Annotated in this window: 17 protein-coding genes; 9 read left to right on the top strand and 8 right to left on the bottom strand. The window is 37.2% G+C overall.

The features are described 5' to 3' along the window. Positions 1–39 precede the first annotated feature (39 nt). From DEU42_RS03725 to DEU42_RS03735, 3 genes are read left to right on the top strand one after another with little or no spacing between them, the layout of a single operon-like run. Positions 40–1,428, top strand: coding sequence for a TolC family protein (locus DEU42_RS03725; protein ID WP_114756923.1), 1,389 nt, complete (start codon positions 40–42; stop codon positions 1,426–1,428). Positions 1,429–1,441: 13 nt separating this feature from the next. Then, positions 1,442–4,654 (top strand): efflux RND transporter permease subunit, encoded by a 3,213-nt coding sequence (locus DEU42_RS03730; RefSeq protein ID WP_114756924.1) that lies wholly within the window; start codon positions 1,442–1,444, stop codon positions 4,652–4,654. 1 nt (position 4,655) lies between these two features. Further along, positions 4,656–5,735 carry an efflux RND transporter periplasmic adaptor subunit gene (locus tag DEU42_RS03735; RefSeq protein ID WP_114756925.1) on the top strand — a complete coding sequence of 360 codons (1,080 nt, stop codon included), beginning with the start codon at positions 4,656–4,658 and terminating at the stop codon, positions 5,733–5,735. A gap of 144 nt (positions 5,736–5,879) precedes the next feature. Here the strand turns inward: DEU42_RS03735 and DEU42_RS03740 are convergent, their stop codons facing one another. The 6 genes from DEU42_RS03740 to DEU42_RS03765 form a co-directional block, all read right to left on the bottom strand. Further along, positions 5,880–6,266: a hypothetical protein gene (locus tag DEU42_RS03740; protein ID WP_147278052.1), complete on the bottom strand. Its 387-nt coding sequence runs from the start codon at positions 6,264–6,266 to the stop codon at positions 5,880–5,882. Between the two features lie 3 nt (positions 6,267–6,269). Beyond that, positions 6,270–8,540 carry a cation:proton antiporter gene (locus tag DEU42_RS03745; protein ID WP_114756980.1) on the bottom strand — a complete coding sequence of 757 codons (2,271 nt, stop codon included), beginning with the start codon at positions 8,538–8,540 and terminating at the stop codon, positions 6,270–6,272. Between the two features lie 165 nt (positions 8,541–8,705). Next, on the bottom strand, positions 8,706–9,425 hold the full coding sequence (locus tag DEU42_RS03750) for a LytR/AlgR family response regulator transcription factor (RefSeq protein WP_114756927.1): 720 nt from the start codon (positions 9,423–9,425) through the stop codon (positions 8,706–8,708). After that, on the bottom strand, positions 9,394–10,143 hold the full coding sequence (locus DEU42_RS03755) for a sensor histidine kinase (RefSeq protein ID WP_114756928.1): 750 nt from the start codon (positions 10,141–10,143) through the stop codon (positions 9,394–9,396). The genes DEU42_RS03750 and DEU42_RS03755 overlap by 32 nt, the downstream gene beginning before the upstream one ends. Positions 10,144–10,188: 45 nt before the next feature. After that, the gene (locus DEU42_RS03760) at positions 10,189–10,572 is read right to left on the bottom strand and encodes a rhodanese-like domain-containing protein (RefSeq protein WP_114756929.1); all 384 of its coding nucleotides are present in this window, start codon (positions 10,570–10,572) and stop codon (positions 10,189–10,191) included. Between the two features lie 44 nt (positions 10,573–10,616). Beyond that, positions 10,617–11,135 carry a thioredoxin family protein gene (locus DEU42_RS03765; RefSeq protein ID WP_114756930.1) on the bottom strand — a complete coding sequence of 173 codons (519 nt, stop codon included), beginning with the start codon at positions 11,133–11,135 and terminating at the stop codon, positions 10,617–10,619. A 166-nt stretch (positions 11,136–11,301) separates the two neighbouring features. Here DEU42_RS03765 and DEU42_RS03770 point away from each other — a divergent pair, with 166 nt between their 5' ends. Next, positions 11,302–11,733 carry a response regulator gene (locus tag DEU42_RS03770; protein ID WP_114756931.1) on the top strand — a complete coding sequence of 144 codons (432 nt, stop codon included), beginning with the start codon at positions 11,302–11,304 and terminating at the stop codon, positions 11,731–11,733. 79 nt (positions 11,734–11,812) lie between these two features. After that, positions 11,813–12,625 (top strand): alpha/beta hydrolase, encoded by an 813-nt coding sequence (locus DEU42_RS03775; protein WP_114756932.1) that lies wholly within the window; start codon positions 11,813–11,815, stop codon positions 12,623–12,625. A 113-nt stretch (positions 12,626–12,738) separates the two neighbouring features. Here the strand turns inward: DEU42_RS03775 and sucC are convergent, their stop codons facing one another. Then, the gene (gene sucC, locus DEU42_RS03780) at positions 12,739–13,932 is read right to left on the bottom strand and encodes an ADP-forming succinate--CoA ligase subunit beta (RefSeq protein ID WP_114756933.1); all 1,194 of its coding nucleotides are present in this window, start codon (positions 13,930–13,932) and stop codon (positions 12,739–12,741) included. 291 nt (positions 13,933–14,223) lie between these two features. On the opposite strand from sucC, the gene DEU42_RS03785 reads away from it, so the two are divergent. The 4 genes from DEU42_RS03785 (at position 14,224) to lysA (ending at position 16,718) form a co-directional block, all read left to right on the top strand. Further along, entirely contained in the window at positions 14,224–14,643 is a 420-nt protein-coding gene (locus tag DEU42_RS03785; RefSeq protein ID WP_114756934.1) for a hypothetical protein, read from the top strand. 241 nt (positions 14,644–14,884) lie between these two features. Continuing rightward, the gene (locus DEU42_RS17340; RefSeq protein ID WP_147278053.1) at positions 14,885–15,085 is read left to right on the top strand and encodes a hypothetical protein; all 201 of its coding nucleotides are present in this window, start codon (positions 14,885–14,887) and stop codon (positions 15,083–15,085) included. Next, positions 15,072–15,314 carry a hypothetical protein gene (locus tag DEU42_RS03795; protein ID WP_114756936.1) on the top strand — a complete coding sequence of 81 codons (243 nt, stop codon included), beginning with the start codon at positions 15,072–15,074 and terminating at the stop codon, positions 15,312–15,314. The genes DEU42_RS17340 and DEU42_RS03795 overlap by 14 nt, the downstream gene beginning before the upstream one ends. 159 nt (positions 15,315–15,473) lie before the next feature. Next, entirely contained in the window at positions 15,474–16,718 is a 1,245-nt protein-coding gene (gene lysA, locus DEU42_RS03800) for a diaminopimelate decarboxylase (protein WP_114756937.1), read from the top strand. Positions 16,719–16,766: 48 nt separating this feature from the next. On the opposite strand, the gene DEU42_RS03805 is transcribed toward lysA, so the two are convergent. Beyond that, on the bottom strand, positions 16,767–17,258 hold the full coding sequence (locus DEU42_RS03805; RefSeq protein WP_147278054.1) for a hypothetical protein: 492 nt from the start codon (positions 17,256–17,258) through the stop codon (positions 16,767–16,769). Positions 17,259–17,382: the final 124 nt, after the last annotated feature.

The raw sequence follows: 17,382 nt of genomic DNA on the forward strand, positions 1-17,382 counted from the left end.
TTCCATAAAAACATCTTATTCTATAATTCACTTACTATAATGCACTCAAAAAAACTAACGTTATTCTTCCTGCTCTGTTCCCTTAGCGGTTTTAGCCAGACAAAGCTTTCGCTAAAGGATGCGGTAGACAAAGGCATTGCCAACTACGGCGTTGTAAAAGCCAAAGAAAGCTATGCCAAAGCAGCACAGGAAACAGTAAAACAGGCCAAACGTGACTATCTGCCTAATCTGAATCTTTCAGCTCAGCAGGATTACGGTACTGTAAATGGTCAGAATGGCCCACTTTACGGACTTGGCGGACTTGGAGTAGCCTCATCGGGATTACCACTCGCCGACCAAAACTGGAATGCTGCCTTTGGAGCTCTGTATCTGGTTAACATGAACTGGGACTTCTTTACGTTTGGCAGAATGCAACAACGCATTAACATTGCCAAAGCCGATGCCAACAGGCAGCAAAAAGACTTCGAACAAGAACAATTTCAGCAAAAGGTAAAAATTGCAGGAGCATATCTAAACCTGCTTGCCAGTCAGCGACTGGAACGCTCTCAGATCAAAAACCTGCAAAGAGCTGAAGTGGTTCATAAAAATGCAGCTATCAGAGTTAAAAATGGCTTATTAGCCGGCGTAGATTCAACTTTGGCAGCAGCCGAAGTATCACGTGCTAAAATTGCCCTGAACCAGATTAAGGAACAGGTTAAGCTACAAAATAATAAACTTGTAGAACTCATGGGGGTTGAACCTGCCGATTTTAATGCCGATACTACATTTGTAGCTGCAATACCTAAAGCAGGAATTACAGGTACCAATCAGGCTGACAGCCTTAATAATCCTGTACGCCAGTTCTACAAAAGCAGAATTGAACTGAGTGATACACAACTGGGATTGTATAAAAGAGAATACTACCCTACTTTTAGTATGTTTGGTATATTCCAGACAAGGGCTTCAGGATTCAGCAGCAATTATGCTTCAGATCAGACAGCTTTTACCCGAAACTACTTTGACGGTATCGACCCAACACGCCAAAACTATCTATTAGGGATTGGTATGACATGGAATCTTACTTCAATTGCACGATCATCTAAAAAAGTAAGTTCCCAAAAACTTATTTCACAAGGTCTTAAAGATGAATATCAGGCCGTAGACCTACAGCTTAAAGCACAGGAGGATGCAGCCGATGTTCGCTTTGATTATGCGATGCAAAATTTCAGCGAAGCACCAAAACAGGTACGCGCAGCACAACAGGCTTATCTGCAACGCACTACACTTTATAACAATGGCCTTACCAACCTGGTAGATGTCACACAGGCCATGTATACGCTTAACCGCGCTGAGACTGACCGCGATATTATTTATACCAATGTATGGCAGGCATTGCTTATGAAAGCTGCTGCAACCGGTGACTTTAACCTTTTTATCAACGAATTCTAATTTACTGTTAGATATGAATTTAATACGTTTTGCACTCCGCAAACCTATCTCGATACTAGTACTCGTTGCCGGATTATTCTTTTTCGGTATCGGAGCGATCAGGGACGTAAAGGTTGACATCCTACCCAAGATGAACCTTCCTGTTATTTACCTTGCACACCCTTTTGGTGGGTACACCCCCGACCAGATGGAATCCTATTTCGCCAAGAACTACATCAACATTATGTTGTTTGCCAATGGTGTAAAATCGATAGAAACTAAAAACATACAGGGACTTACCCTAATGAAGGTTACCTACTATGAAGATACTAACATGGCTCAGGCAGCTGCCGAGCTAAGTGCCCTGTCAAACAGGATTCAGGCAGCTTTCCCACCCGGATCGCAACCGCCATTTGTTATCCGTTTTGACGCCTCTTCACTTCCGGTAGGACAATTGGTACTGAGCAGTAAAACACGTACCAATAATGAGCTTCAGGATTTAGCCAACGTATATGTACGAGCCTCATTTACCTCTATTCCCGGATTACTTTCACCCCCACCGTTTGGAGGTAGCCCAAGGACAATAGAAATAAATGTGGATCCCGCTCAGCTACGTGCCCATAACCTAACGCCTGACCAGATTGTTGAAGCTATCAGGATAAATAACCAGACTGCACCATCGGGTAACGTAAGGATAGGTGACAAAAACTACCTTACACCCACAAACAATACTATAAAAGAAATCAAAGATTTCGAAAAGATTCCTTTGTTTAAAGTAGGTGTGCAAAACCTTTCTTTGGGAGATGTAGCAACAGTTAAGGATGGCGCCGATGTTACTAACGGATATGCTCTTATAAATGGTAAGCGCTCTGTATATGTAAGTATTGCTAAAGCTGGTGATGCATCTACCTGGGAAGTAGTAAAAAACCTTAAAGCAAGTCTACCTAAAATACAGAGTACATTACCCGAGGACGTTAAGATATCTTACGAATTTGATCAATCGGTGTATGTTATAAATTCTGTAAAGAGTTTGATCACTGAAGGTATCATCGGAGCGGTGCTAACCGGGTTAATGGTAATATTATTCCTTGGCGACCGCAGGGCTGCCCTAATTGTTATTCTTACTATACCTATTTCAGTTATTTCAGGGGTATTATTCCTTAAATTATTTGGGCAGACAATTAATCTGATGTCCCTGAGCGGGCTTGCGCTTGCCATTGGTATCCTTGTAGATGAGAGTACGGTAACCATTGAGAATATTCACCAGCACCTCGATATGGGCAAGCCAAAAGCCCTTGCCATATGGGATGCCTGTAAAGAGATTGCGTTACCTAAGCTATTGATACTACTATGTATCATCGCGGTATTTGCACCTGCATTTACCATGAAAGGTATACCGGGAGCTCTTTTCCTTCCTTTGGCAATGGCAATAGGATTCTCGATGGTAATATCATTCCTGCTTTCACAAACCTTTGTCCCTGTTATGGCTAACTGGCTGATGAAGGCCGGAGGTCACGGAAAAGAACATCCAACAAATGATAAAAATGATTTTGCCGAAAGAGAAGATTATGATGACGACGGAAAGTTAAGCCGATTTGAACGTTTTAGAATAGGCTTCATGAAAATGATAGACAAACTAATGCCAAAACGTAAATTTGTTGGTATAACGTACCTGATTGGTATATCTGCTTTAGCAGTATTGCTTCTAAACGTTATAGGACAGGATGTATTTCCTAAAGTAAATTCCAGTCAGTTCCAGATAAGAATGCGTTTAGCAAATGGTACCAGGATAGAACGTACTGAAGAAAAAGCACACGATGTACTTAATGAGATTGAACAAATGGTTGGTAAAGAGCACGTGGGTATATCATCAGTTTATGTTGGTACGCACCCATCACTATTCTCTGTATCGCCTATTTATATGTTCATGGCAGGACCACACGAAGCTGTATTTCAGATTGCCCTGAAAGATTATCATAATGGAGATATGGATAACTTTAAAGATGAGCTTAGAGCACGTATTAAAAAGAATATCCCTGAAGCGACAATATCATTTGAACCTATAGAACTTACTGATAAAGTTCTTAGTCAGGGATCGCCTACTCCTGTAGAAATTCGTATTGCAGGAAAAAATAAAAAATTAAATGAGGAATACGCTAACAAAATAATAGCAGGACTGAAACAAAAAGATTATTTCAGAGATGTACAAATTGCACAGCCTATTCACTACCCTGCCCTTGACATTAATATAGACCGTACAAGAGCTGCACAGTTAGGTGTGGATATGAATGATATTTCACGCTCGCTTATCGCATCTACTTCTTCTTCACGTTATACGGAAAAGAATACCTGGATTGATGAAAAAGCAGGATTATCATACAGTGTACAGGTACAGGTACCTCTAAATAATATGACATCTAAAAATGATATCAATGAAATTCCTTTACTTAAAAATGCTGTAAGACCTGTACTGGGTGATGTTGCGCTGATAACACCTTCTGAAACTCACGGAGAGAACGACAACCTTGGTGCTATGCCTTATATATCAGTAACAGCAAATATTCATCATACCGACCTTGGCTCAGCAACAAAAGATGTAAACAAAGTAATTACGGGCCTTGGCGAACTTCCAAGAGGATTGTTTATTGAACCAATCGGCTTAAGTAAAGTACTTACCGAAACCATGAGCAGTCTGGAATCGGGACTACTCGTTGCTGTAGTTGTTATCTTCCTTATGCTTTCTGCAAACTTCCAGTCGTTCAGGGTATCACTGGTTGTATTAACAACTGTACCTGCGGTAGTACTTGGTGCATTGCTTATGCTGCTTGCTACAGGTTCTACACTTAACCTTCAGTCATATATGGGTATTATTATGTCGGTTGGGGTATCTATTGCTAACGCAGTGCTTCTAATTACCAATGCAGAACAACTACGAAGAAAGAATGGTAATGCACTGCAATCTGCAAGAGAAGCAGCTTCATTGCGCCTTCGCCCTATCATCATGACATCAGTTGCGATGATTGCCGGTATGCTTCCTATGGCAATAGGCCACGGAGAAGCCGGAGAGCAGGTATCACCACTTGGCCGTGCAGTTATTGGAGGATTATTGTTCTCTACGTTTGCCGTGCTTATTATCCTTCCGCTGATATTTGCGTGGGCACAGGGCAAGGCCACTACACAGTCAGTATCTCTTGATCCTGAAGATAAAGAAAGTAAATTTTATGTACCTACTATAGAACACAAATAAAATGAAAAAGACATTCATCCCAACAGCATTATTGCTGGCAGCAATCCTACTCAACAGTTGCGGCGAGGAAAAAAAAGAAGCAGTACCTTTTGATACTGCCCCGGTTATAGAAACATTCGACCTTAAAAAAGAAAAATTATCATCTGAAATCAGCTTGCCTGCAGAGTTATCAGGTTTCCGACAGGTAGACCTTTATGCTAAAGTTGCCAGCTATGTAAAAGAATTAAAGGTAGATATAGGTTCTCAGGTTACTGAAGGACAACTATTAATACAACTTGAAGCACCAGAGATAAGCTCTCAGCTTGCTGCTGCACAATCAAGACTTCATTCACTCGAAGCTGTTTACACCGGTAGTAACGCCAACTATAACCGTTTCCTCGAAACAAGCAAAGTTGAAGGTACTATTTCTAAAAATGACCTCGATCAGGCATTGGCCCGTAAAAGTTCTGACTATGCACAGCTACAGGCTGCAAGGGCTGCCGTACGTGAGATACAGGTTAATCAAAGTTATTTACAAATACGAGCACCTTTTACCGGAATAGTGACTGCACGTAATGTAAATACCGGTGCCTATGTAGGGCCTTCAGGAAAAGGATCGGATTTGCCACTACTTACAGTTCAGGACCAAAAGAAATTGAGACTGGCGGTATCAGTTCCCGAAATGTATACCGGCTACCTGAAAAATGGTGACGAGATTGGTTTCAACGTTCGCTCACTTCCTAATGATAACTTTAAAGCCAAAATACAACGTATGTCTGGCGCCTTAGACCTTAGGCTACGTTCTGAGCGTGTAGAGATGGACGTTATCAATAATGATAACAAACTTTTACCGGGAATGGTGGCAGAAGTCCTTCTTCCGCTTAAAGCACAGGACAGCACATTTGTAGTACCTAAATCTGCTGTAATCAATACTTCTGAAGGAGTATTTGTTATACGCGTAAAAGACAACAAAACACAACGTGTTGAAGTGAAAAAAGGCCGTGAAACTGCCGAAAGTGTAGAGATTTTCGGAGCACTTGATGCTAATGACAAGTTAGTTAAGGCTGCCAGCGAAGAATTAAAAGACGGTACGAAAATATAAAGTATTAATCAGGATTTTCTCCAGGTTATTTTGTTTGGTAGAATCCCCGGAAAGCTATGCTTTTCGGGGATTCATATTTTAAAATAAAAGGATAACCATTACTGATTATCCTTTAGCCGAATTAATTAACCCTATATAGTTTCTTTATATGAATTTATAACCTATACCAAATGTCCATATCTGTTTGTTTTTACTATCATAACCATAGTATGGTGTTATCAACATCCAACGGTTGTACTCAACTATTGGCGAAACAGCAAGACGTGGCACGGCTTTATCATCTGTTATAAAAAGTGATGGGAAAGCTCCCACTCCTACTTTAAACTTTTTAGTAAACTTATATTTTAAACTCGGTCCTCCAACGTTTATACCTAATGCTTTACTCCCGTATGACATAGCCAGTAAACCATCAAAACCGGCTTCAACATTCTTTATTTTTTTTGGCTGTTCTGTCACCTCAGGAGCTGTTTCCTGAGCATAGCTGCCTAATGCTATAAAACATGACAGCATAACAAATCTTATATTTTTCATTGCTTATTTCTGAATAATAAGAAGAGAAGGTGTATCGTTAAGCCATGGACTGCGCGATTCTACAAGCTTTTTCCAGCTGTCTACACTTATTATCATCAAATCCTGCTGCTGAAGGAATTCTTTTTCGAGCGTACGCTGACTAATCAGTTTGATATGATTTGGCACATTGTGTTCAATACTGCGGATAGTTTCCTTAATCTCAGCATTATTTTTTATGGAGCCTTCAGCATCTAAAACAGTAACCTGAGCACCTACATTACTTATTAGTTTTTGAGCATATTCTATAAGAAATGCGTCGTCAACGTCAAAAATAGTTACAAAAACCCTATCAGCACTTTGAAATTCTTTATCAACTAAAATCCCAACCGGAGCTTCACTTTTTGATAATATATGCTGAGTACGTTCATCAAAAGGAGAGTTTTCAAAAAGTTTCTCTTTACCCGTAATTGTATTCACTAAGCTTTCAGGATTTATTATTCTTGTGGTAAAGCCTAATATTTTTCCCAAAAGTGTTCCTTCAAAGATGCTCTGTCCTATTCCTACAAGAACCAGATCAAATTGTCCCTTATTAGCTACAGTAGCAATATCACTATCAATATCTGTCGAAGCTTTAAAAAGTGTTGTTACCTTTTGCCCAAGTTCATCAGCTTCTGCAAGTACAGGTTTAAAGCTTTCCTTTTCATATTCTTCCAGATTAAAAGTATGAATCTCACTGCTGGGCAAAATATGCATTGCGGTAAGCATAGCGTTACTACGCATTTTTTTTACCAATGCATTACCTAATCTAAGCAACGACTTCCCATTCTCAGGACTATCAAAAGAAACCAATACCTTAAATTTACTTTCCTGTCTTATTTCGGTTGGAATGTAATTTTTCTTCCTGTTATAAATATATCCAATTAAATCAAGCGCAGGCCCTGTCATAAATGTTGTAGCCAATGCCATGATAACCATCATGGAGAAAATTTCTGCTGAGAGCACCCCAAGGTCATAACCTATATTAAGTACTATAAGCTCCATAAGACCTCTTGTATTCATAAGTGCACCTATGGTAAAACTATCCCTCCAATTTTGTCCGACAAATCTGGCTGTAATGGCACTCCCAACAAATTTACCTACAACAGCTACAGCAATAATAAGCCCGCAAACTTTCCATAGGTATGGATCATCCAAAAGCCCTATCTGGGTACGAAGCCCTGTAAACACAAAGAATAAAGGTAACAGCATTACCTGCGATACATCTTCAACCTTTTCGATAAAAATATTCCTGAAACGCATATTCTCAGGCATGATGGCACCAGCCATAAATGCTCCAAACAATGCATGAATACCGATAAGCTCTGTTGCATAAGATGATATTAAGAGCGTAAGAAAAAATATAGCTATAACCGATTTAGAAAGTGTCTCTTTATTAGTATAAAGTTCGCCAATACGTTTAAGAAAAGGTTTAACCACCAAAAGCATAAGACCTACATAAGCAATTGATAAGCCTATGATATATAATGAGCTTATAAATGAACCTGCTTTTACAATAGCAATTACAGCAGCCAATATACACCAGGCTGTAACATCATCGGCAGCAGCACAGGTTATAACCATTGCTCCAATTTTTGTACGATGCAACCCCCTTTCCTGAACAATACGGGCTAGTACAGGAAATGCAGTTATACTCATTGCAATACCGAGAAATAATCCAAAAGAGGAAAAAGCAACACCTTCAGGAGCAAAATCCCTGTAAATGAAATAGGCAAGTATTATACCTAATGTAAATGGAATTATAATACTGGCGTGGCTTATTACTACGGCATCTTTTGCTTTGTTCTTTAGTACGCTAAGATCAAGTTCCATACCAACCACATACATGAAAAATATAAGCCCAATTTGACTAAGAAACTGAAGATTACCCAAAGATTTATCAGGAAAAAGTAATGCTGAATATTCCGGAAAAATAGTTCCTACAAGTGATGGCCCCAAAACAATACCGGCTATCATTTCTCCAATAACAGTTGGCTGTCCTATTTTACGGCATATCCATCCAAAAAAACGGGCTACAAATATTATTGTTATAATCTGCACAAGTAATAGTGCAAGCGGATGCGTTAAATTATGTAACAAGGAGTCCAAAAAATCCTGCCATTGTCCATGTCCGGAAGTTTTATCAATTATATTTTGTCCTTCCTCGAGTTTTTTACCATTCTTAAGAGCCCAGTAAATTAACGATGAGAAAAAAGCGACTACAACTATATAAAAGAGGCTTGTTTTGAATTTTTTAATCATTTGTTTTTTGGCAAGTTGTTTATAAGCCGCAAAACTACACAGAAATAAGGACTTAACAAGATATTAACAGTCAGGCTTAAATTTTTTGTAATATAATGGATAAATTATGTAATAAAATAGATGAGATGTGAGATAATAGACGTTAGATCTCTAAGATAATTCTCAATTCTTAACCCGCTTCATGAAATCATTACGATAAATCTCGCTCAGAGGGAAAGTAAAATGTTTACCATCCGGATGTACCATATCTGCAACTATCTCATCATGGCTGAAAAACTGCACATGTCTTAGGGCAATAACAGCTTTTTTATTTATACGGCAAAACTCAGCCGCAGGAAGCATTTCCAGTAATTTTTCAAAAGAAATGTTCTTTACAGTAGTTTTAGAGCCATCATTTAAAAACAGTATTTTGTCACGGCTGTCAATAGTAGATGTAACCATACAGAATATTTTCCCTGTATTTATTAATGCTTTCCCCTTATCGGTATTAAGCTGGATTTGTTTTGTCACCTCAGCAGGTATCGCCATACGGGCTGCAACTTTTTGCACAGCCTGAAGCAGGCGTTCCTGTTTAACAGGTTTAACAACATAATCTACCGCATCACGGTCAAAAGCATCAACCGCAAAGTTTTTATAAGCCGTAGTAAAAATAACTGCTTTTCCTTTAATGGCATCTGCCACCTGCAAACCGTTCATACCAGGCATTTCAATATCTGTGATAAGCAAATCAAAATCGAGCGATTGCCACTCATTTAAAAGAGCATCAGGGCTATTGAAGGCTTTTACAACCTCAAGTTCTTCCATCTGTTCGCATATCATTTTTAAAAAAGCCAATCCCGGAAGCTCATCATCAAGTAGTAAGCATTTTATTTTTGTGTTCAAGCAGGTTTATTTTTAGTTTAGCAATATATACATCTTCCTCTACATAACGCTCAAGCTTAAAGCAGCCATTATATATAATTTTAAGACGTTGTTCTAATGTCGCTGTCCCTATTCCACTATGCTCTTTAAGAAATGTTGATTTAGGAGATATTTTATTAGATACCATCATAGAAAACTGACTATCCTTAAATTCGATAGCAACAGTTATAAAAGCATCTGGGCTTTGCAGATCGGCATGTTTAAAAGCATTTTCAATCAGATCAATGGATATTAAAGGCGCCAATATCTTTTGATCATATAATGCATCTGCTTCATCAATCTTTTTCTTCACCGTAATTGAGAAAAGAGGACTTATTTTAATCTTATTAATCTCTATTAGGTTAAATGCAAACTCAAGCTCTTCTCGTGGGCTCACAAAACGATTCTGACTTTCATAAAGAATATAGTCTAAAACGTTTGAAAGCTTATCCATTGCAAAATACGTTTGATAAGCATGCGATTGTATCGAATTGAGTATATTCTTAAACAAATGCGGATTTAACTTTGCTTCAAGTGTTTGTAAATGCAAAGTATTCGTTTTATTTTCAAGTTCTACAAAACGTGTCTCTAAAACTTGTTTAACCTTTTCTGCTTTACGCATCCTCACAATAATCCATATAAGCAGCACAAACAGCACCACAATAGTAATTGTAAGTATAACGTTTAAGGTAGTATACATTTTATAAAAAAGTATTGAGAATTATGAACTGAAAAAACGCCAGTATTATTCAAGGGGCTGCCCTTCTTCGGTCCAGGCATCAGTACCTCCACGTAACTCTACAATATGCTGAAAGCCATTAATTTTTAATAAGTCTACGGCTTCAGCACTTCGTCCGCCGGCTTTACAATACACATAAACGGTTTCATCTTTATCAAGCTTATTAATTCGCTCATTAAAATCCTTGTCGTACAAATGTATATTAGTTGCTCCACTTATATGCCCTGCTTTGTATTCTTTTGGTGTACGAACATCAATAAGCTGACCTTTATCTTTAGCCATATGTTCAGTAAATTGTTTTACAGAAACAAGTTCAACCCCTTTTTGCTGTTGTGCTTCACAGGAAACAAACATTCCAGCAAGCATTAAAATAAAAATCAGTTTTTTCATTACATAAAAGTTTATGTAAAAATAAGTGTTTTACCTTATAATATTTACTTCTTTATTACAAACGTTTCCCTTATTACTGCAAGTTGTTTATCAGTAAGCTTAGATGTTTTTTTAAGTTTAGCAGTAAATTCAGTTACTTCATCCGGACTTGAAGGACAACCTAAGTTTTCAAGATTTGCATTAAATGAGTCGGTAAGCAGATTACCTTTTGCATCTAAAATCACCCAAAAAGGCAAGCCTGCCTGCTCTCCTTTAAATTTCTTTAAAAGCTCTTCTCCTCCTGGGTTTTCTAAATTTTTAGTCTTTGGTGATTCTTTTACATCCAGATGCACCAATACATAATTATTTGTAAAAAGCTTTTCGGTAGAAGCAGCTTTCATATTATTATCCATTTTTTTACACCACCCACACCATGAGGCATGAAACATTACAAACACTTTCTTATTGTCTTTGGATGCCTGAGCATATGCCTGTTTCATTAATACAGAAGCTTCTTCCTGAGCATTGACGGTAAAAAAACTAACAATCAAACACAAACCGGAAAAAATTAATCTTAACTTCATTTTTGAATAATTTTAAGAAAATAAATTTGACGTTGCAATTTAAGAATTTACTTATACAAATTATCCTGTTTAAATGAAGAATTGCGGAAAAACCGTAATTAATATTTAAGCAAAAATGCTTATTTTGCAGCTAGAATGCCCCCTCCACTAAACAATACGATTTATTATGAAAATGCACAGGGATATACTTGTTATAGAAGATGATGAAGATGACAGGGAGATATTGGAAGAAATTTTCAGAGATTTGGGATATAAAAACAATATCATATTTTTCTCTGACAGTACCGAAGCTCTTAAATATATCAGAAAACCCGAAGTTAACCCTTTTATAATTATATCCGATATCAATATGCCTAAACTTGGAGGCTTTGAGTTAAGGGACATGATACTTGAAGAAGAAGTTTTAGCAGATAAAGACATTCCATATATATTTATTTCTAACGCTCAGGACGAGTATTCCATTAAACAAGCCAACAAACTTTTCATACAGGGCTATATTCAAAAAACTAACGACTATAATCGCTATAAAGAAAAAATAAAAAATCTTATTGATTTCTGGAAAGAAAACATCAATACCTTTTCCTCTAAAAAACAATAGTCAAATTCTCACACTAAATAGCATTGGTAAATTTAGAGTATGCTGCATATTCTTTATATTTGGATAAATACTATTTACCATGAAACACTTTTTGATAGCACTGCTTATCACTTCATTTGGTGCTTTCGCACAAAAAACTGACTACATAACAAAATCTAACATCAGGTATTACCCTGAAAACATTTATAAAGGAGATAGCCATGCCTCCGAGCGATGTGTATTAGATATTTACTGCCCAAATGATGCAAAAAATTTTGCAACCATTATTTGGTTTCACGGTGGAGGGCTAACTGAATGGCATAAAGAAATTCCCGACGACTTAAAAGATAAAGGATATTGTATTATTGGTGTTGGTTATAGACTGAGTCCTAACGTAAAAGCTGTAAATTGCATTGAAGATAGTGCAGCAGCAATTGCCTGGGTTTTCAATAACATTGAAAAATATGGTGGCAATGCAAACAAAATATTCATTTCCGGACATTCAGCCGGCGGATATTTAGCCATGATGAGTGTTCTTGATAAAAAATATCTTGCCAAACATAATATTGACGCTAACAAAGTAGCCGGACTTATTCCTTTTAGCGGGCAATGCATAACACACTTTACCGTCAGAAAAGAAAAAGGCATTAAGGATACTCAACCGTTAGTGGACGAGATGGCTCCTCTTTATCATGTACGCGGAGACGCCCCACCTCTACTCCTGATTACGGGTGACAGAGAACTTGAACTACTGGGACGTTATGAAGAGAATGCTTTTATGGCTCGTGCCATGAAACTAAACGGACATAAAGAAACCAAATTAATGGAACTAGATGGTTACGGGCATAATATGGCTTACCCCGCCTATCCATTATTATTAAATGAAGTAAAGAGGATTCTGGAGAAGAAGTAATCAGTTTGCAATTCTGTCATTATAACCGCATACTGCCACGGAAAAAATGATTAAAACATAACAAAAAACCACGCTTAGAGCGTGGTTTTATTATATAGGATATTTTGTATCTACTAGCTAAGTGCAGCTTTAACCTGATCTGCAGCTTCCTGGAACAATGTAGCAGAAAGGATTGGCATACCAGAGTTATCGATAAGTTCTTTAGCGATATCAGCATTAGTACCCTGAAGACGCACAATGATAGGCACTTTAATAGAGTCACCCATATTTTTGTAAGCATCAACAACACCCTGAGCAACACGGTCACAACGAACGATACCACCAAAGATGTTAATAAGGATAGCTTTTACGTTTGGATCTTTAAGGATAATACGGAAAGCTGTTTCAACACGTTTAGCATCAGCAGTACCACCTACGTCAAGGAAGTTTGCCGGCTCAAAACCTGCATATTTAATAAGGTCCATAGTTGCCATAGCAAGACCAGCACCGTTTACCATACAACCAACCGTACCGTCAAGGTCAACATAGTTAAGGCCAACTTCTTTAGCCTCAACCTCGATTGGATTCTCCTCACGGATATCACGCATATCAGCGTATTTCTTTTGTCTGTAAAGTGCATTGTCATCAAGAACAACTTTAGCATCTACAGCAAGGATTTTATCATCAGATGTTTTTAACACTGGGTTGATCTCAAACATAGAAGCATCGCTGTCAATGTATGCATTGTAAAGAGCAGCAACGAAAGCAGTCATTTCTTTGAAGGCATTTCCGCTAAGACCTAAATTGAAAGCAATTCTTCTTGCCTGGAAGCCCTGAAGGCCTACAGCAGGATCAATCTCTTCTGTAAAGATAAGGTGTGGAGTGTGCTCAGCAACCTCTTCGATATCCATACCACCTTCGGTAGAATACATAATCATGTTACGGCCACGTCCTCTGTTCAATAGAACAGACATATAGAATTCTGAAGTTTCACTTTCTCCCGGGTAGTATACATCCTCAGCGATAAGTACTTTGTGTACTCTTTTACCTGTAGGTGGAGTTTGAGGAGTAATAAGGTCCATACCTATTATTTGTCCTGCGATCTCTTCTACTTGCTGAAGGTTTTTAGCAAGCTTAACGCCTCCGCCTTTTCCACGGCCACCTGCGTGTATCTGTGCTTTAACAACATGCCATGAAGTTCCTGTTTCTGCAGTTAGCTGTTTTGCAGCTGCTACCGCTTCAGCAGGACTGTTAGCAACGATACCACGCTGAACGCGTACACCATGGCCGGCTAGTATTTCTTTTCCCTGATATTCGTGTAAATTCATAAGTATTGCATTTATCTTATTAAAAGTGGAACAAAAATAGCAAAATACATCCAACGACCATAAGTATTTTTAATTTTTTCTCCATTGGACAATTTCTATTAATTTCTATTCCTATAATAAAGGTATTTATACAGCTAACCAGTACTGAAATCACATTGCATTTTTTAGGCCGCTTATTATTTTTTGTTATTAAATTACTAACATTTGTTAAAATTTACCTAACTTAACGCAACCATTTACAATGTTTGCCATCTTTTCTTTAGAAGATAGACAATCAGATAATTTAATGCTATGAAAAAAATATTACCTTTTTTATTACTCACTGCATTACTTACAACAGCTTGCAATGATGATAACGCAAATAGTACCTTGATTACTCCTGAAGGTATATCAGGTAAATGGAATCTTGTAAATCAGAGAGGTGGATTTCAGGGACATTCACTTGACTTTGAAAACGGCGAGGTTGTATGGACATTCAACTCTGAAGATGAAATTGTCGCCATTGAAAATAACTCTGATGGAACTGATGGTATAAATTTCCCAACAGCTATATACAATTATAGTATGGTAACAAATGAAGTTTCACCTGAATCTTGTGATAAAACCCTCAATATTGAGGCTGTAGATCTTGGATGTATAAATATAGAAGGCAACATTATGACAATAACTCCGGTAGGAGCAGATATGTATACTCTTACTTTTAAACGATAATTTATTAACTAAACTGATAACTAACCATAAACTCTTATATCCATGAAAACAATTCTCTGCTTAGTAACCACCATAGCCCTAACCCTGATTTATTTAGGAAAACGAAGAAAATCAAGTATCTGATTTGAAATAAAACTTTTAATTGCTATTACTTCTGTATTTTCCGGACTTAAACCATAAGTCAAGCCGCATTGCTTATAGATAAAGTCCGGATTTTTTTTAAATAAAACTACAAATTGCCATGAAAAGACTATTACTCCCTTTAATGTCATTGCTCCTTTTCAGTTTAAGTGGCTGTAATAATGAAGATGACAGAAAAGCAATTGATCCACTGCTTCATCAATGGACACTCATTAAGGTCGGTGGTGGTTTTACCGGTACAGATTATACTTTTGAAGAAGGAGTAATTCGATGGAGATTTAAAGCCGATGTTCGGTTTTGATAACTACAATAATACTGATGAAAATAAACCTGACGCATTAGACTCAGGTAACTACCAATTTTTAGTAAAAGATAATACTGCACAAATTGAATATTGTCCTAAATCAATGGAGGTAAATGAGTATACATTCTTTTGCTATACTATCGACTCTAACGGTCAGCTGTTGCTCGACGACTCCCCTATTGATGGCCTGAAATATACCTCCGTAAGAGCTGACCTAATTCCATAACACTAGTAAACACTAGGTTTTCTGTGATTTGAAATCGAAATAGTTTTTTATTTTGTTATATTTATAACTTTTTGTTATATTTTGTTAATGTTCTGTTGTTTACTTTTTTAAGTACCATACTATCAGTATTTTTGTATTCTAATTAAGTGATTAACGAAGATGGACACTAAACAATTACTGCAACTTGCAGAAGAATTCGGGAGCCCGCTATATGTGTATGATGCGGAGAAAATACAATCTCAGTATTTAAGGTTGGAAAAAGCCTTTTCAAAGGTAAATCATCTAAGAATAAACTATGCTGTAAAGGCATTATCAAATATATCTGTACTTAAGCTATTAAAACAAATGGGATCCGGTCTGGATACCGTATCAATTCAGGAAGTGCAGCTTGGTCTGCTTGCAGGTTACTCACCTGAAATGATCATATATACCCCTAATGGTGTATCTATGGAAGAAATTGAAGAAGTAGCTGCCCTTGGTGTACAGATAAATATAGATAACCTTTCTATACTGGAGCAATTTGGAGCCAAGCATCCAAAAACTCCTGTATGTATCCGTATAAACCCTCACGTAATGGCGGGTGGAAACAGCAACATATCAGTAGGTCATATCGATAGTAAATTTGGTATTTCTATCCACCAGATGCCTCACCTGTTACGTATCGTTCAAAATACAGGCATGCACATAAACGGTATACACATGCATACCGGATCTGATATCCTTGACATTGAGGTATTCCTTTATGCTGCCGAAATATTATTTGAAGCTGCGCGTAACTTTAAAGAACTTGAGTTCCTTGATTTTGGAAGCGGCTTTAAAGTACCTTATAAAAAAGACGACATACAGACTGATGTTGAAGAACTTGGTAAAAAATTAGGAAAACGCTTCAACGCATTTTGCGAAGAATATGGCCGTGACCTTACCCTGACATTCGAGCCTGGTAAATTCCTTGTTAGTGAAGCAGGTGTTTTCCTGGCCAAAGTAAATGTGGTAAAACAAACAACATCTACAGTATTTGCAGGTATCGACAGTGGTTTTAACCACCTTATCCGCCCTATGTTCTATGGTTCACACCACAATATTGACAATATTTCAAATCCGAAAGGAAAAGACCGTTTCTATTCAGTAGTAGGTTATATATGTGAAACAGATACTTTTGGAAGCAACAGAAAAATTGCTGAAATAAAAGAAGGTGATATCCTTTGTTTCCGTAATGCAGGGGCTTACTGTTTCTCTATGAGCAGTAATTATAACTCACGTGTTCGCCCGGCAGAAATTCTTTGGTATCAGGGTAAAGGCCATGTTATCAGAGAGCGTGAAACCTTTGAAGACATTATACGTAATCAGGTAATCATTGATTTTGAAGAAAAAAAAACTGAAAACAAAGAAGCTGTAATTGCATAAAGCTTACTGAAAACTATATTTAAAACCGCGCTGAAAAGTGCGGTTTTTTTATTTATTACCAATAACCTCATATATGCTTTTGGCTTCTTTAAGTTTTTCCAGAGAAATATTGTTTACTTTTTGCTTAGTGAAGTCCGAACCATAAAATACATTAACAATCTCGTAGCCAAAATTTTTAACTAAATCTAAAGTCTGATCTTGTTCATATCCTTTAGTAGTAAAATAGTATCCTTTTTTATCTTCCGTACATAACATAAATGAATAATCACTGACAAAAACCCTTTCAAATAAAGGCAATTCTTTAAGATCAGGACAAGTATTGTCTTTTAAAGTAAGTAATAACTGTGATTTACTATCAACATAAACATTAAATTCATTTGCAAGGTTTACCCAATATACTGGCTTTGCTTTTAGAAATTTATAACTATGCTCTGTCCCCGGAGCATAAATCCCATTCATAGGAACCGTATCCTGTGCAAAAATCATACTTGAGGAAAATGATAGAAAAAATAAAACGAAGAATAAATTTATTGTTTTCATAATTAAATAGTTGGTTACCCAAATATAGATATTTTCTTTCAATTACATTTAAACGAACACACCAATCCATAACAGTTAAATAATATACATCAAAACCGCATTATAGTTTACTTTGTTAACTTTG

The sequence above is a fragment of the Flavobacterium sp. AG291 genome, from assembly GCF_003350375.1.
GTDB lineage: Bacteria > Bacteroidota > Bacteroidia > Flavobacteriales > Flavobacteriaceae > Flavobacterium > Flavobacterium suzhouense.

What these genes read in the sequence shown, in the direction of transcription:
- DEU42_RS03770 (WP_114756931.1), top strand. Translation starts at nt 11,302, where the DNA reads ATGAAAATGCACAGGGATATACTTGTTATAGAAGATGATGAAGATGAC.
- DEU42_RS03735 (WP_114756925.1), top strand. Translation starts at nt 4,656, where the DNA reads ATGAAAAAGACATTCATCCCAACAGCATTATTGCTGGCAGCAATCCTA.
- DEU42_RS03730 (WP_114756924.1), top strand. Translation starts at nt 1,442, where the DNA reads ATGAATTTAATACGTTTTGCACTCCGCAAACCTATCTCGATACTAGTA.
- DEU42_RS17340 (WP_147278053.1), top strand. Translation starts at nt 14,885, where the DNA reads ATGAAAAGACTATTACTCCCTTTAATGTCATTGCTCCTTTTCAGTTTA.
- DEU42_RS03785 (WP_114756934.1), top strand. Translation starts at nt 14,224, where the DNA reads ATGAAAAAAATATTACCTTTTTTATTACTCACTGCATTACTTACAACA.
- DEU42_RS03765 (WP_114756930.1), bottom strand. Translation starts at nt 11,135, where the DNA reads ATGAAGTTAAGATTAATTTTTTCCGGTTTGTGTTTGATTGTTAGTTTT.
- DEU42_RS03795 (WP_114756936.1), top strand. Translation starts at nt 15,072, where the DNA reads ATGTTCGGTTTTGATAACTACAATAATACTGATGAAAATAAACCTGAC.
- lysA (WP_114756937.1), top strand. Translation starts at nt 15,474, where the DNA reads ATGGACACTAAACAATTACTGCAACTTGCAGAAGAATTCGGGAGCCCG.
- DEU42_RS03760 (WP_114756929.1), bottom strand. Translation starts at nt 10,572, where the DNA reads ATGAAAAAACTGATTTTTATTTTAATGCTTGCTGGAATGTTTGTTTCC.
- DEU42_RS03740 (WP_147278052.1), bottom strand. Translation starts at nt 6,266, where the DNA reads ATGAAAAATATAAGATTTGTTATGCTGTCATGTTTTATAGCATTAGGC.
- DEU42_RS03775 (WP_114756932.1), top strand. Translation starts at nt 11,813, where the DNA reads ATGAAACACTTTTTGATAGCACTGCTTATCACTTCATTTGGTGCTTTC.
- sucC (WP_114756933.1), bottom strand. Translation starts at nt 13,932, where the DNA reads ATGAATTTACACGAATATCAGGGAAAAGAAATACTAGCCGGCCATGGT.
- DEU42_RS03725 (WP_114756923.1), top strand. Translation starts at nt 40, where the DNA reads ATGCACTCAAAAAAACTAACGTTATTCTTCCTGCTCTGTTCCCTTAGC.
- DEU42_RS03755 (WP_114756928.1), bottom strand. Translation starts at nt 10,143, where the DNA reads ATGTATACTACCTTAAACGTTATACTTACAATTACTATTGTGGTGCTG.
- DEU42_RS03805 (WP_147278054.1), bottom strand. Translation starts at nt 17,258, where the DNA reads ATGAAAACAATAAATTTATTCTTCGTTTTATTTTTTCTATCATTTTCC.